Consider the following 13,341-nt stretch of genomic DNA (forward strand, 5'->3'; position numbering starts at 1 on the left):
CACAATGCGACGCTGGATCGCTCCGCACGCAATTGTGAGCACTGTGCACGGTGTGGCTTTGGCGCTCCAAGCATGCATAAGAGGTGTTGCAGGCGTGACAAGGCTATGTCATAAGCCGCCCCGTATCGACCAGCCGCGCCCAGCACAGGGCGTTTCGATCTCGCGGAGAGATGGCAGAGCGGTTGAATGCACCGCACTCGAAATGCGGCATAGGGGCAACTCTATCGGGGGTTCGAATCCCTCTCTCTCCGCCAGTTTTCCATTCATGACGTTGACTTTGAACTCTCCGGACGCCATGCCGGGCGGCAAAGCCCGCTCATGTTTTCTGGTTTCGATGGCGCGTCTGATCCTATTCAACAAGCCCTATGGGGTGCTGTCGCAGTTCACCGGGGGTGGGCCTGGCGAGACGCTGGCCGACTTCGTTGCGGTGAAAGGCGTCTATCCCGCCGGACGGCTGGACAAAGACAGCGAGGGGCTGTTGCTGCTGACCGATGACGGCAAGCTGCAGGCGCAGATCTCCTCGCCCAAGTTCAACAAGGAAAAGACCTATCTGGTGCAGGTCGAGGGCGAGCCGAGCGTGGATGCGCTGGTGCAATTGCGCAAGGGTGTTACGCTCAAGGACGGGCCGACGCGACCGGCAAGAGCGAAGCTGATCGAGCCGCCCGACCTGTGGCCGCGCGATCCACCGGTGCGGTTTCGCAAGAGTGTGCCCGATCACTGGATCGAATTGATCATTACCGAGGGGCGTAACCGGCAGGTGCGGCGGATGACGGCCGCGGTGGGTCTGCCGACCCTGAGACTGGTGCGCTGGCGTGTGGCCAACTGGACGCTGGAGGGGATAGCGCCCGGACAGTGGCGCGAGGTCCGGGCCGGCCTGGGGCCCGCCCGTCGCTGAGCGCCCAGCGCATAGCACCAATGAAGGGCTGGCGCGTTGCGCCCGATTGGCCTATTTCCCCTCCCCAAAGCCCGGACCATATTGGACCGGACAGGGTTGGAGGAATGCTGCCATGTCAGCCCAGACCCCCTCGAAGCGCCTGACCATCCGCGACATTGCCGCCATGCGGCGGCGCGGCGAGGCGGTGGCCATGCTCACAGCCTATGATGCCACCATGGCTGCCCTGGTCGATATGTCGGGCGCCGACATGATCCTGATCGGTGATAGCCTGGGCAATGTGGTGCTCGGCCATGAAACCACGCTGCCGGTGACGCTGGACGACATGATCCGCCACGCGGCGGCGGTCAAGCGTGGTTCACAACGCGCGCTGCTGGTGTGCGACCTGCCGTTTGGCGCGGTGATCGATCCAGATACGACGCTGGTCAATGCGATGCGGGTGCTGAAGGAAACCGGGGTCGAGGCAGTCAAGATCGAAGGTGGCCTGGCCATGGTGCCGCTGGTGGAGAAGCTGGTGAACCATGGCATTGCGGTGGTTGCCCATGTCGGTCTGACCCCGCAGCATGTCCATCAGATGGGCGGCTATTATATACATGGGAAGGACGAGACCTCGGCCGCGCGGCTGCGCGCTGAAGCTCTGGCGCTCGAAGGCGCTGGGGCCTTCGCCATCGTGCTCGAATGCGTTACCCCGGCGCTGGCTGCCGAAATCACCCAGAGTCTGACCATTCCCACCATCGGCATTGGTTCGGGCAAGGATTGCGCGGGACAGGTGCTGGTGATCAACGATCTGATCGGGCTTAACATCACCCCGCCGCCAAGTTTTGCCAAGCCGCGTGCCGATGTGGCGTCGGTGATCCGAACCGCTGTCGGCGAATATGTGGCCGAGACCAAGGCGAAGCGCGGGCCGGTGCCCCTTGTGCTCAGGGCCGATTAAGCGATGGCCAATATCCTGATTGCCGTTTCGGGCTCGATTTCGGCGTACAAAATTGCTGATGTGGTGTCCGAACTGGGTAAAGCCGGACACAAGGTGCAGTGCCTTCTTACTAGAAGCGCGACCGAATTCGTCTCGCCGCTGGTGCTGGAGACGCTAAGCGGCCGCAAGGCGCGGTTCGAGCAATTCGGGCCTGACGTGCCAGGCACCGAGCATATCGATTTTGCCCGCTGGGCGGATTTGATGGTGTTCGCTCCGGCCAGCGCTAACATGCTGGCGCGACTGGCTTTGGGGCTGGCCGACGACTTGCCCTCGACGGTGGCGCTGGCTACTGAAGCACCGCTGCTGATTGCGCCGGCGATGAATACGGTGATGTGGGAAAAGCCGATTGTGCAACAGCATTTGCGCACGCTGGTGGAGCGAGGCGCGCGCATCATCGAGCCGGCGTCGGGGCTCCTGGCCTGTGGTGAGGTGGGCATGGGCAAACTGGCACCGGTGGCCAGCATCGTTTCGGCCATCGAGGCGGCGGTCGTGCCACCGGTCCAGGACCTCCAGGATGAACGGATTTTGATCACTGCCGGGCCGACGACGACGCCGATCGATGCGGTGCGCTATATCACCAATCATTCCACCGGGCGGATGGGCGCGGCCATGGCCGAGGAAGCCCTGCGGCGCGGCGCGGTGGTCGATTATGTGCTGGGTGTCGATAAGGGCGTAGTGCGCCCGGTGCCGCCGCGCGGGTCGGAAAGCCGGCTGCACGTGGTCGAGGTGCGGACCGCCGAAGAGATGGCCGCAGCCGCCCTCGAGCGCCTGCCGCAGGCGACCGGTGTCGTGGCAACGGCGGCGGTGATGGATTATGCGGTTGCGTCACCCTCGGCCAGCAAGCTCAAGCGCGCGTCTGCTGCCATTGCGCTTGACCTGGTGCCCTCCATCGACGTGCTGGGCAGCCTGAAACAAGCCGCGAACGGGCAATGGTTCCTTGGCTTTGCAGCCGAGACGGACAATGTGGAAGAGCATGGCGCGGGCAAGCTTAAGGGCAAGGGGCTCGATTTCCTGTTTGCCAATGCGGTGAGCAAGCTCGGCGCAGCGGGCCAGACCGGCTTTGCGGTCAACACCAATGCCGGCGTGCTGCTCTCGGCCAATGGCGAGCGGCATGAACTGGGGCTGGGTGCCAAGGCCGACATTGCGCGGCAGATCTGGGATCGCATTGCATGACGCTCATTCTGCGGGACAAAACGAGCCTTCGCGCCTGGCGCGCCAAGCTGACCGGGGGGGCGCGGCTCGGCTTCGTGCCAACCATGGGCGCGCTGCATGCGGGGCATATGAGCCTGATGGCGCAGGCGCGCGGGGCGGCAGACACTGTCATTGCCTCGATCTTCGTCAATCCGCTGCAATTCGGACCGAACGAGGACCTGTCGCGCTATCCGCGACCTCTCGAAGCCGATATCGACAAGCTTGAAGCGGCTGGGGTCGATGCTCTGTTCCTGCCCTCCGTCGAGGACATGTATCCGGCCGGCGCTTCGACCATGGTGGAGGAAACCATGGTGTCCGGGCCGCTGTGCGGCGCCACGCGGCCGGGGCATTTCCGGGGCGTGACCACGGTGGTGCTGAAGCTGCTCAATCTGGTGCAGCCGCATGTGGCCGTGTTCGGGCAGAAGGATGCGCAGCAATGCGCGGTGATCGAGCGCATGGTGCGCGATCTCGACGTGCCGGTCGACATCCTGCGCGGGCCAATTGTGCGCGAGGCCGACGGGCTGGCGCTGAGTTCGCGCAATGTCTATCTCTCGGCTGAAGACCGGGCGGCAGCGCCACTGCTGCACCAGAGCCTCAGGGCCGTCGAAGCGGCCTATCTCGGTGGCGAGCACGACGCAGAAAAACTGGCCGGGATCGGGCTGGCGGTGCTCGCGCAATCGGATCGCATCAAGCCTCAATATTGGGAGGTGCGCGACCCTGAAAGCCTGGGTGCTATCGCCACGGTGGGGGCACGCGGAGCGTTGCTCGCCGTCGCCGCGCATCTGGGCACGACGCGGCTAATCGATAATCTCTTACTCAGCGGCGACGTTTAGCATTTCGGTGCTGGCCAGCTTGTTGTCACCGAAAAAGCGCAGCGGCCGGATTTCGTAGGAGCCAGTGCCGGGATTGGCCTTGGCCAGTTCGTGGGCAAAGTCGAGCGCATCATCCATGGATTCGCAGTCGGCGACATAAAAACCGAGGAACTGTTCCTTGGTCTCGGCAAAGGGGCCGTCGAACACGGCGGGCTGGCCATTGGTCTTTTTGAGCGTCTTGGCCTCATTGGTGTTCCAGAGCCGGACGACCGGGCCGAGCTTGCCCCTGGTCGCCATGCTGGACTGGACCTCCATCAGGCGTGCCATGCAGGCGTCGTCCTCCTCCTTGGTCCAGGTGGCAACGACGTCTTCCTCATTGTAGCAGAGAATGGCGTAGAGCATTTTGGGGTCCCTCATCACGCAATGGCCGGGACTATGCCAAGCCAGAACGGCAATTCCAAGACGTCATGGATCGGGCAGAGGCGGCGGTGTCCGGCGGGCGATGGTCAAGGTTGCGCCGATGGAGGCGAGCATGATTGCGCCCATGCCGGCAAGCTGCGCCGGGCCGATGGTTTCATGCAGGATGACGAGGCCCGAAAGCGCCGCCAAAGCCGGTTGCCCGCTCATCAATATGCCGAACAGGCGCGACGGCATATGGGGCAGGGCCACCATGTCCAGGGCATAGGGAATGGCGCTCGACATCAATGCCACGGCCAGACCCAATGGCAAGAGCGCCGGATCGAGCAGGCTGGCGCCGGCGGTGGCCACCCCGAATGGCACGGCGATCAGTGCGGCGGTGCCAACGCCGAGCGCGGCGATATGGGCGCCGCCACCCATGCCGGCGCGCTGGCCAAAGACGATATAGCCGGCCCAGCAGGCCCCGGCACACAGGGCCAGGACGACACCAATCGGGGAAATGTCCCCGCCGGTCTGGGTCCAGGGCAGCAAGAGGGCAAAGCCTGCGACGGCCAGGACAATCCAGAGGAAATCAACAAGCTTCCTGGCGCCGAACAGCGCCACGGCCAGCGGCCCGGTGAATTCAAGCGCGACGGCAATGCCGAGCGGAATGTGCTCGAGCGCGGCATAGAAGAACAGGTTCATGGCCCCCATGGCCCCGCCATAGAGCAGCACGGCGCGCCATTGCTTTGGGCCCAATTTGTAGCGCCAGGGGCGGAAGACGGCGATCAGCACTAAAGCCGCGAGCGTCAGCCGCAGTGCGGTGGCGCCGCCCGCACCCACCAGCGGAAACAGCATTTTGGCAAAGCTGGCTCCGGTCTGGGTGAAGACCATGCCCAGGGTGACGAGCAGGACGGGGATGAGGAGGGAATTGGGCCGCACGGGAAGGCTTTCAAGTGAACGAAACCACCTAGCAGGGAAATAAAGGACATGGCCAGCCGAGTAGGGGCGGATTTGCGACGCCAAGATTGACCCATCTCTTCGGCGCCTTTAGTCCTGTCTCTGCCGGAACAAAGGAGGAATCCATGGAATACCGCTATCTCGGACGCTCGGGGCTGAAAGTCTCGGTGCTGACCATGGGGACCATGACCTTTGGCGGATCGGAGAAGATTGGCAATACCAGCGCGGAGGATGCGGCGCGACAGGTCGATATGTGCCTGGATGCCGGGATCAATCTCTATGACACGGCCAATGTCTATAATGCCGGGGTGTCCGAGGAAATCCTTGGCGCGGTGCTGGCCGAGAATGGCCGGCGGCAGAAGGCGCTGGTGGCCACGAAAGTGCGGTTCAAGATGGGCGAGGGGCCCAATGAAGTCGGGCTTTCCCGTCACCACATCATCGAGCAGTGCAAGCAAAGCCTTAAACGCCTCAAGACCGATGTGATCGATCTCTACCAGGTGCACGAATGGGACGGGATGACGCCCATTGAGGAGACCATGGAGGCGCTCGATACGCTCGTGCGCCATGGGCATGTGCGCTATATCGGCTGCTCGAACTATTCGGGCTGGCACATCATGAAGGCGCTGATGGCGGCCGACAGGCGCCAGGGCGAGCGCTTCGTGTCCCAGCAGGTCCATTATTCGCTGCATAGCCGCGATGCCGAATATGAGCTGGTGCCGATTTCGCAGGACCAGGGACTGGGCATGCTGATCTGGTCGCCGCTGGCGGGCGGGCTGCTCTCGGGCAAGTATCGCCGGAACAGCGGCCCGGATAGCGGGCGCCATGTCGGGGGTTTCCGCGAACCACCGGTCCATGACTGGGACAAACTCTATACCGTCATCGAGGAAATCGTGGCCATTGCCGAGGCCCGTGGCGTTTCGGGGGCGCAGGTGGCACTGAGCTGGCTGCTGGCCCGTCCGGGTGTCACCTCGGTGATTATCGGCGGGCGCAATGAAAAGCAGTTTGCCGACAATATCGCGGCAGCTGCGTTCAAGCTTTCCGATGAGGAACGGGCGCGGCTCGATGCGGTCAGCCGGCCGCCGCTGCTCTATCCCTATTGGCACCAGTCGTTTACCGCGCAAGACCGGTTGAGTGCGGTCGATCTCGACCTGATCGAGCCCTATGCCGAGGAGTTCAAGCGTGGCTGATCTGATTTTTCCGGCGCCGCAGCCGGTGCTGGTCCCGGTGACCGGGGGTGGGTTCTTTCCGGTGCGACGGGTCTATTGCGTGGGTCGCAACTATGCTGAGCACATCAGGGAAATGGGCAATGATGTGCGCGAGCCGCCATTCTTCTTTGCCAAGCCGGCCGATGCGGTGGTGATTGATGGGGCGCCGATTGCCTATCCGCCGCAGACCCGGGATCTGCAGCACGAGATCGAATTGGTGGTGGCCATTGGCAGGGATGGCGCCAATATTGGCGAGCACGCTGCGCTTGAGCACGTCTTCGGCTATGCCGCCGGGCTCGACATGACGCGGCGTGATCTGCAGGCAGAGGCGAAAAAGGCCGGGCGTCCCTGGAGCATGGCCAAGGGGTTCGATCAATCGGCTCCCATTGGCACCATTGCGCCGGCCAAGGCGATCGGCCATCCGGCAACAGGGGCGATTACGCTCAGCGTCAATGGCGCGGAGCGGCAAAGGGGCGATCTGGGCGACCAGATCTGGAGCGTGCCCGAGACCATCGCCTATCTCAGCCGCCTGGTCAGCCTCAGGGCTGGCGATCTGATCCTGACCGGCACGCCGGCAGGGGTCAGCCCGGTGCGGCGGCGCGATGTGCTGGAGGGCAATATCGAGGGGGTCGGCACGGTCTCGACGGTGATCGGCTGATGCCGCCGGTCTGGTCGAGCCAACAGGATGCGGCGCTGGTCGCGGTGTCGGCCTGGCTCAAAGACCGCAATGGGCCGCAGGTGTTTCGCCTGTTCGGCTGGGCGGGCACCGGCAAATCGACGTTGGCGGTGCATCTGGCGCAGGATGTGCGCAGCGTCAAATATGCCGCCTTTACCGGCAAGGCGGCCATGGTCATGCGCAAGCGGGGCTGCAAGGGCGCGCAGACCATACACAGCCTGATTTATACGCTGGTGAGCGAGAAGGAGGGCGAGCCGCGCTTCGTGCTCGATCCGGAAAGCCCGGCGGCCGATGCCGATCTTATCGTCATTGATGAGGTCTCGATGGTGGACGAGCAGCTCGGCGCGGACCTCTTGAGCTTCGGGGTGAAAGTGCTGGTGCTGGGCGACCCGTTCCAATTGCCGCCCGTGCAGGGGGCGGGGTTCTTCATCAATACCGAGCCCGACATCATGCTGACCGAAATTCATCGTCAGGCGGCGGATAATCCAATCATCCAGCTGTCCATGGCGGTGCGCGAGGGCGGCTATCTTGAACATGGCCGGTATGGCGAGAGTTTGGTGGTGGGGCGCGATTCTGTGGATCGCGAGGCGGTGCTGGAGGCCGACCAGGTTCTGGTGGGGCGCAACAAGACCCGGCTGACCTATAATGATCGCTTACGCGAATTGAATGGCCTGCCTTTCCACGAGCCGGTGGTTGGCGATCGCATGGTGTGCCTGCGCAATAACCCGCGAAAACGCCTGCTCAACGGGCAGATCTGGATCGTCACCGAGGCGACGCGGCGCTCGAATGGCAAATGGTCGCTGTTATTGGCCGATGACGAGGGCAAGGGCGAAACCCGCGTGCTGACCCACAAGGCATTCCTTTCGGGAGAGGAGGACGCCATGAGCTGGCCCGAGCGGCGCCAGTTCGACGAGTTCACCTTCGGCTATTGCCTGACGGTGCACAAGGCGCAGGGCAGCCAGTGGGACAGCGTCTATCTGTTCGACGAGAGCTTCGTGTTCCGCGAGGAGCGGGCGCGCTGGCTCTATACCGGGATCACGCGGGCGGCCGAGAAGATCACGATCGTGGGGTGAGGGGGCACGGGTCCGCCATTCGCCCATAGGGCTCAAGGCCTTTGACTCTAAAATCGAGCCACCGGCTCGATTTTAGAGTCAAAGTTCCACCATACTTGACCCGACCTATAGAGCTTTGTGGCTGTCCTGCTGCGAATGGCTCATATGCCCTTGTGCATAAAGGCTTGCGCGCATGGGCCGCCATACCCCATTGTTTTGATCGACATAACCCGAACTGGCCGGAGGCGCGAATGCACCATGACACCCCCCTGATCTCGACGATCGTTGCGGGTCTGGTGCTGGCCTATATTTTCGGCATGGTGGCCAATCGGCTGCGCATGCCGCCGCTGGTGGGCTATCTGTTTGCCGGCATCATTGTGGGCCCCTTTACGCCGGGCTTCGTGGCAGATCAGGAACTGGCTCTGGAGCTGGCCGAGCTGGGGGTGATCCTCCTGATGTTCGGCGTGGGCCTGCATTTCTCGCTCAAGGATCTGATGAGCGTGCGTGCGCTGGCCATTCCCGGCGCGGTGGTGCAGATCGGGTTCGCCACCTTGCTCGGGGCCGGCCTAGGGCTGCTGCTGGGCTGGAGCCTGTTTGCGTCGATCATTTTCGGCCTGGCGCTGTCCGTGGCGTCCACCGTGGTGCTGCTCAAGGCACTGCAGGACAGGCGGCTGATCGAAAGCGAGCGCGGCCGCATCGCGGTGGGCTGGCTGATCGTGGAAGATCTGGCCATGGTGCTGGCGCTGGTTTTGGTGCCGGCGATCGCCAGCATCAATGGCGGCGGCGAAGGGCTGCACGATCCTTTTGTGTCTTTTGTCACCCGGCTGCTCGGCATCGATATCGGCATCTGGGGCATTTTGGGCCTGACCCTGCTCAAGGTCGCGGCCTTTGTCGGCTTCATGCTGGTGGTGGGACGCCGCGTGATCCCCTGGGCGCTGCATGGCACGGCCCATACCGGCAGCCGCGAATTGTTCCGCCTGGCGGTGCTGGCCATCGCGCTGGGCGTGGCACTGGGCTCTTCGGTGCTGTTCGGCGTTTCGCTGGCGCTTGGCGCCTTCTTTGCCGGCATGATCCTGTCGGAAAGCGAGCTGTCGCATCGCGCCGCCCAGGAGACCCTGCCGCTGCGCGACGCGTTTGCAGTGCTGTTCTTTGTCTCGGTGGGCATGCTGTTTGACCCGACCATCATCGTCACCCAGCCGCTGCTGGTGCTGGCGACGGTGTTCATCATCGTCATCGGCAAGTCGCTGGCCGCTTTCTGGATCGTGGTGTTGTTCAAGCGACCGATTTCGACCGCTTTGACGATTTCGGCCTCGCTGGCGCAGATCGGCGAATTTTCCTTCATCCTGGCCAGCATGGGCGTGGCCCTGGCCATTCTGCCCAGCGAGGGCAAGGACCTGATCCTGGCCGGTGCGCTGATTTCCATCGTGCTCAATCCGGTGGTGTTCTTCGTGCTCGACCTGGTCAAGCCGCGGCTGGAGCAGCGCGTGGCCCGGCGAAAAGGCGTCGAACCGCCGCCAGCAGAGCCGCGCATGGAGCCATCCATGGCGGCCGAAGGCCCGGCCATCAGTGATGCGCCTTCCGAAGGCGCGGTTGATCGGGGCGCTCCGGGCGCCGATGACGATACGGGCGAACCCTCGCACCAGACCGGTCATACCGTACTGGTCGGCTATGGCCAGGTGGGCCGCATCGTCGCCGCCGGCATCAAGGCCGATGGCGGCGGGTTGGTGGTGATCGAGGACTCCGATCACGATGTCGCCGCGGCCCGCGCCGAAGGTTTTGAAGTGGTGTTCGGCAATGCTGCCAGCGCGGATGTGCTCAAGCTCGCCAATCTGGGCGCGGCCAAAGCCCTCCTGGTGGCCATTTCCAATGGCTTCGAGGCTGGCTCGGTCTGCGAAAGCGGGCGCAAGCTCAATCCGGGCATTGCCATTATCTCCAGAGCCTATTCGGAAGAAGAAGAGAACTTTCTGCGCAATCTGGGCGCGACCACGATCATTCGCGGCGAGCAGGAGATCGGCCGGGGCATTCTGACCTATCTGCGCAGCGATGCCAGCGGCAACGGCCCGGGCAGCGACTTGCCCGGCGAGGTCAAGCTGCCCACGGCCGAGAATATTCTGGCCAATGCGGCCATGGGCGCGGCGCTGACCGAAGCGGCGATCAGTGAACAGGGTGAGGATGCTGAACCGGCGCCGCAAACGGTTGAACCGGGTGATGACGACGCCGTTGCGGCAAGCACTGCAGAGACCGTTGAGGCCGAGCAAGCGCCAGCCGAACTGCCGGTGGTGGAAGCAGTGGCTGAGCCATCGGACGCAGATAGTGCCACAGAGACAGAGCCAGAGGCCGACATTCCGCCGGCGGAGATCGAACCAGTTGTCGACACCCCGCTGGAGGGCGAAGCGCCTGCCGCCATCGACGAGATCGTGCCGCCGCAATCTGATGCGGATGCGGTGGCACAGACAGAGGATGAAACCGAGGCGAGCGAGGACTCGGCGCCCGATGACGAAGAAGCAGGCGCGGCCGCACCGCCGGTCGAGCCGGAGAAGAAAGACTAGCCTGGTTTCGTGAACAGTCCCTACCGGGACAGACTCGCGAGCACCGTGATCTATTGGGCAGAACCGGCAGGCAGCATGCAGCCTACCGGACTGTCATGCGTTCGGGGGAATGTATGATTTCGCAAAAGGCCAAATATGCCTTGCGGGCGCTGGTGTCGCTGGCACGGGCCGGTCGTGGACAGAGCCGGATGATCGGTGAGATTTCCAAGGACCAGGCGATCCCGAAGAAGTTCCTCGAGCAGATCCTTCTTGAGCTCAAACGTGCCGGTATCGTCAATTCCCGCCGAGGCCGCATGGGGGGCTATGAACTGCTCAAGGCGCCTGAGGAAATCACCTATGGCGAGGTGCTGAGGCTGATCGACGGTCCCATTGCGCCGCTGCCTTGCCTCTCCAAGATCGCCTACAAAAAATGCGTCGACTGCCAGGACGAAGGGTCTTGTGAAATACGGCATGTGTTCGAGCGGGTGACGCTGGCGACGCGGGCGGTGCTCGACCGGACCAGTCTGGCAGATTCGCTCAATTTGGAAGATTTGCCGGTTTAGGGGGATACCCCCACCTGACCTCCCCCTGACAGAGGGAGGGACATATCGAATACGCCTTACCCGAACACCACCGTCTTCTTGCCATTGAGCATCACCCGGTTCTCCAGGTGCAGCTTGACGGCGCGGGCGAGGACGCGGCTTTCGATGTCGCGCCCGGCGGCGACCAGATCGTCGGGGCTCAGCGCATGGGTCACGCGGGCGGTTTCCTGCTCGATGATCGGGCCTTCATCGAGATCGGGCGTCACATAATGGGCGGTCGCGCCGATGATCTTGACGCCGCGCTCATGGGCCTGGTGATAGGGCTTGGCGCCTTTGAAGCTGGGCAGGAAGGAGTGGTGAATATTGATCACCTGGCCGAACAGACGCGTGGAAAGATTGTCGGACAGCACCTGCATGTAGCGCGCCAGCACGACAAGGTCAGCGCCGGTGGATTTGACGATCTCAAGCACCTGAGCTTCCTGGGCGGTTTTGGTCTCCTTGGTGACGGGCAGAAAATGGAAGGGCACGCCGGCGTCTACGGCTATCTTGCGGGCGTCTTCATGGTTGGAGACAATGGCGGCGACCTCGGCGTCGAGCCAGCCGACGCGGATCTGGTAGAGCAGATGCAAGAGCGTGTGGTCGAATTTTGAGACCATGATGACAACGCGCTTCTTGCGGCTTTCATCGGAAAGCGCCGTCTTCATGTCGAAGCGTTCAATTGGCGATTTGAGCGCCTTTTCGATGCTGTCGCGGCTCACATCGTGCGGGGCGGTAAAGGCCAGGCGCATGAAGAAGCGGCCGGTCTCGCGATCCCAGAACTGATTGGACTCGGCAATATTGGCCTTGAGCGCCGCCAGCTCGGTGGTGACGGCAGCCACGATGCCGGGCCGATCGGTGCAGCTAAGGGTGAGTACGAAATTGGCCGAAGACAATGCGGGCCTCCCGAGATTTTTTGTGTCGCGCGTCCAAACCGAAACCGGCAACCAATTGGCATGGCAGCGCGGATGCTCGGCCAGCGGTATCAATGGCTTGGTGCCATCCGTCAAGCCTTGGGCTGGGCAGGTGGCTAACGGCGCAACAGAAAAGGGCTGCCCTTTGCGGACAGCCCTTCCTGAGCTTATCGGCCTTAAGGGGCCGGGAGGTGTGTTGTTAGCCGAGATCACTCCCGCTCAACACATGAAAACCCAGACCTTCCTCAAGCGCCAAAACCTCATAAGACACTGGATCACCTCCTTTGCTTTCGTTGAACATGAGGTGAGCTTGCCCGTGTTTTCCGGGCCTGTCCAGTCACGAAAAATTCGGCCCTAGACTTGTCGGTTTTTCGGTTTGGTGCGCAACTGAATGATCGTTGCGGCCAGCACGCCCAGGGCTACGATGCCGATGATGATAGAGGCTAGCGCATTGACGTCCGGGGAGACGCCCAGGCGCACCTTGGAGAAGATCACCATGGGCAGGGTGGAGGAGCCGGGGCCGGAGACAAAGCTGGCGATCACCAGATCATCGAGCGAAAGGGTAAATCCGAGCAGCCAGCCCGAGACCAGCGCCGGGGCGATGATTGGCAGGGTGATGTCGAAAAATGTGCGGACCGGCGAGGCGCCCAGATCCATGGCGGCCTCTTCAAGGCTGCGGTCGAAATCGGACAGGCGCGACTGCACGACCACGCAGACATAGGCGGTGCAGAAGGTGGCGTGGGCGATAACGATGGTCAGCATGCCGCGCCCTTGCGGCCAGCCCAGAAAACCTTCCATGGCCACAAAAAGCAGCAGCAGCGACAGGCCGGTGATCACGTCGGGCATGACCAGCGGGGCCGAGACCATACCGGCAAACAGCGTGCGTCCGCGAAAGCGACGGAAGCGGACCAGGGCAATGGCGGCCAGCGTGCCCAGCACCAGGGCGATGCTGGCGCTGAGCGCAGCAATCTGTAGGCTCAGCCAGGCCGCGCCGAGCAATTGCGGGTCGCGGAACAGCTCGCCATACCATTTGGTCGAGAAACCGGACCAGACGGTTACCAGGCTCGATTCATTGAACGAGAAGATGACCAGCGAAACGATGGGCGCGTAGAGAAACGAAAAGCCCAAGGCAGCGGCGATGGGAAGGAACCAGCCCCGGCGCAT

At 63.0% G+C, this 13,341-nt stretch carries 13 protein-coding genes, 1 tRNA gene and 1 pseudogene; 11 read left to right on the forward strand and 4 right to left on the reverse strand.

The window, feature by feature from the left end; translation table 11 throughout:
• Positions 1-164: 164 nt before the first annotated feature.
• The 5 genes from GO014_RS09895 to panC all read left to right on the forward strand — a co-directional run bounded on the left by GO014_RS09895 (position 165) and on the right by panC (position 3,889).
• A tRNA-Ser gene (locus GO014_RS09895) sits at positions 165-254 on the forward strand.
• Between the two features lie 11 nt (positions 255-265).
• A complete protein-coding gene (locus GO014_RS09900; RefSeq protein ID WP_210252436.1) occupies positions 266-895 on the forward strand; it encodes a pseudouridine synthase in 630 nt (209 codons plus the stop codon).
• 112 nt (positions 896-1,007) lie between these two features.
• Positions 1,008-1,826 (forward strand): 3-methyl-2-oxobutanoate hydroxymethyltransferase, encoded by an 819-nt coding sequence (panB, locus tag GO014_RS09905; RefSeq protein ID WP_157290184.1) that lies wholly within the window; start codon positions 1,008-1,010, stop codon positions 1,824-1,826.
• Positions 1,827-1,829: 3 nt separating this feature from the next.
• On the forward strand, positions 1,830-3,038 hold the full coding sequence (coaBC, locus tag GO014_RS09910) for a bifunctional phosphopantothenoylcysteine decarboxylase/phosphopantothenate--cysteine ligase CoaBC (RefSeq protein ID WP_157290185.1): 1,209 nt from the start codon (positions 1,830-1,832) through the stop codon (positions 3,036-3,038).
• Positions 3,035-3,889 (forward strand): pantoate--beta-alanine ligase, encoded by an 855-nt coding sequence (gene panC / locus GO014_RS09915; RefSeq protein WP_157290186.1) that lies wholly within the window; start codon positions 3,035-3,037, stop codon positions 3,887-3,889. Before coaBC ends, panC begins: the two co-directional genes overlap by 4 nt.
• Here the strand turns inward: panC and GO014_RS09920 are convergent.
• Together GO014_RS09920 and GO014_RS09925 are read right to left on the reverse strand one after the other, a co-directional pair.
• The gene (locus GO014_RS09920) at positions 3,869-4,270 is read right to left on the reverse strand and encodes a YciI family protein (RefSeq protein ID WP_116587404.1); all 402 of its coding nucleotides are present in this window, start codon (positions 4,268-4,270) and stop codon (positions 3,869-3,871) included. The genes panC and GO014_RS09920 overlap by 21 nt on opposite strands.
• A gap of 63 nt (positions 4,271-4,333) precedes the next feature.
• Positions 4,334-5,206: an EamA family transporter gene (locus GO014_RS09925; RefSeq protein WP_343030893.1), complete on the reverse strand. Its 873-nt coding sequence runs from the start codon at positions 5,204-5,206 to the stop codon at positions 4,334-4,336.
• Positions 5,207-5,349: 143 nt separating this feature from the next.
• Here GO014_RS09925 and GO014_RS09930 point away from each other — a divergent pair, with 143 nt between their 5' ends.
• The 5 genes and pseudogenes from GO014_RS09930 (at position 5,350) to GO014_RS09950 (ending at position 11,248) form a co-directional block, all read left to right on the forward strand.
• Positions 5,350-6,411: an aldo/keto reductase gene (locus GO014_RS09930; protein WP_157290187.1), complete on the forward strand. Its 1,062-nt coding sequence runs from the start codon at positions 5,350-5,352 to the stop codon at positions 6,409-6,411.
• The gene (locus GO014_RS09935) at positions 6,404-7,087 is read left to right on the forward strand and encodes a fumarylacetoacetate hydrolase family protein (protein WP_425482072.1); all 684 of its coding nucleotides are present in this window, start codon (positions 6,404-6,406) and stop codon (positions 7,085-7,087) included. Before GO014_RS09930 ends, GO014_RS09935 begins: the two co-directional genes overlap by 8 nt.
• Positions 7,087-8,178 (forward strand): ATP-dependent DNA helicase, encoded by a 1,092-nt coding sequence (locus tag GO014_RS09940; RefSeq protein WP_157290189.1) that lies wholly within the window; start codon positions 7,087-7,089, stop codon positions 8,176-8,178. Before GO014_RS09935 ends, GO014_RS09940 begins: the two co-directional genes overlap by 1 nt.
• A 230-nt stretch (positions 8,179-8,408) precedes the next feature.
• Positions 8,409-10,139: pseudogene (locus tag GO014_RS09945) on the forward strand (cation:proton antiporter domain-containing protein); the annotation flags it as partial.
• A 680-nt stretch (positions 10,140-10,819) separates the two neighbouring features.
• A complete protein-coding gene (locus tag GO014_RS09950) occupies positions 10,820-11,248 on the forward strand; it encodes an RrF2 family transcriptional regulator (protein WP_116587399.1) in 429 nt (142 codons plus the stop codon).
• Between the two features lie 56 nt (positions 11,249-11,304).
• On the opposite strand, the gene purU is transcribed toward GO014_RS09950, so the two are convergent.
• A complete protein-coding gene (gene purU, locus GO014_RS09955) occupies positions 11,305-12,159 on the reverse strand; it encodes a formyltetrahydrofolate deformylase (RefSeq protein ID WP_157290191.1) in 855 nt (284 codons plus the stop codon).
• Here purU and GO014_RS09960 point away from each other — a divergent pair.
• Positions 12,146-12,535 carry a hypothetical protein gene (locus GO014_RS09960; protein WP_157290192.1) on the forward strand — a complete coding sequence of 130 codons (390 nt, stop codon included), beginning with the start codon at positions 12,146-12,148 and terminating at the stop codon, positions 12,533-12,535. The genes purU and GO014_RS09960 overlap by 14 nt on opposite strands.
• Here GO014_RS09960 and GO014_RS09965 read toward each other — a convergent pair.
• A complete protein-coding gene (locus tag GO014_RS09965; protein WP_157290193.1) occupies positions 12,532-13,341 on the reverse strand; it encodes an ABC transporter permease subunit in 810 nt (269 codons plus the stop codon). The genes GO014_RS09960 and GO014_RS09965 overlap by 4 nt on opposite strands.

Source organism: Devosia marina (assembly GCF_009758415.1).
GTDB lineage: Bacteria > Pseudomonadota > Alphaproteobacteria > Rhizobiales > Devosiaceae > Devosia > Devosia marina.

What these genes read in the sequence shown, in the direction of transcription:
- GO014_RS09900 (WP_210252436.1), top strand. Translation starts at nt 266, where the DNA reads ATGACGTTGACTTTGAACTCTCCGGACGCCATGCCGGGCGGCAAAGCC.
- panB (WP_157290184.1), top strand. Translation starts at nt 1,008, where the DNA reads ATGTCAGCCCAGACCCCCTCGAAGCGCCTGACCATCCGCGACATTGCC.
- coaBC (WP_157290185.1), top strand. Translation starts at nt 1,830, where the DNA reads ATGGCCAATATCCTGATTGCCGTTTCGGGCTCGATTTCGGCGTACAAA.
- panC (WP_157290186.1), top strand. Translation starts at nt 3,035, where the DNA reads ATGACGCTCATTCTGCGGGACAAAACGAGCCTTCGCGCCTGGCGCGCC.
- GO014_RS09920 (WP_116587404.1), bottom strand. Translation starts at nt 4,270, where the DNA reads ATGCTCTACGCCATTCTCTGCTACAATGAGGAAGACGTCGTTGCCACC.
- GO014_RS09930 (WP_157290187.1), top strand. Translation starts at nt 5,350, where the DNA reads ATGGAATACCGCTATCTCGGACGCTCGGGGCTGAAAGTCTCGGTGCTG.
- GO014_RS09940 (WP_157290189.1), top strand. Translation starts at nt 7,087, where the DNA reads ATGCCGCCGGTCTGGTCGAGCCAACAGGATGCGGCGCTGGTCGCGGTG.
- GO014_RS09950 (WP_116587399.1), top strand. Translation starts at nt 10,820, where the DNA reads ATGATTTCGCAAAAGGCCAAATATGCCTTGCGGGCGCTGGTGTCGCTG.
- GO014_RS09965 (WP_157290193.1), bottom strand. Translation starts at nt 13,341, where the DNA reads ATGCGCCGGGGCTGGTTCCTTCCCATCGCCGCTGCCTTGGGCTTTTCG.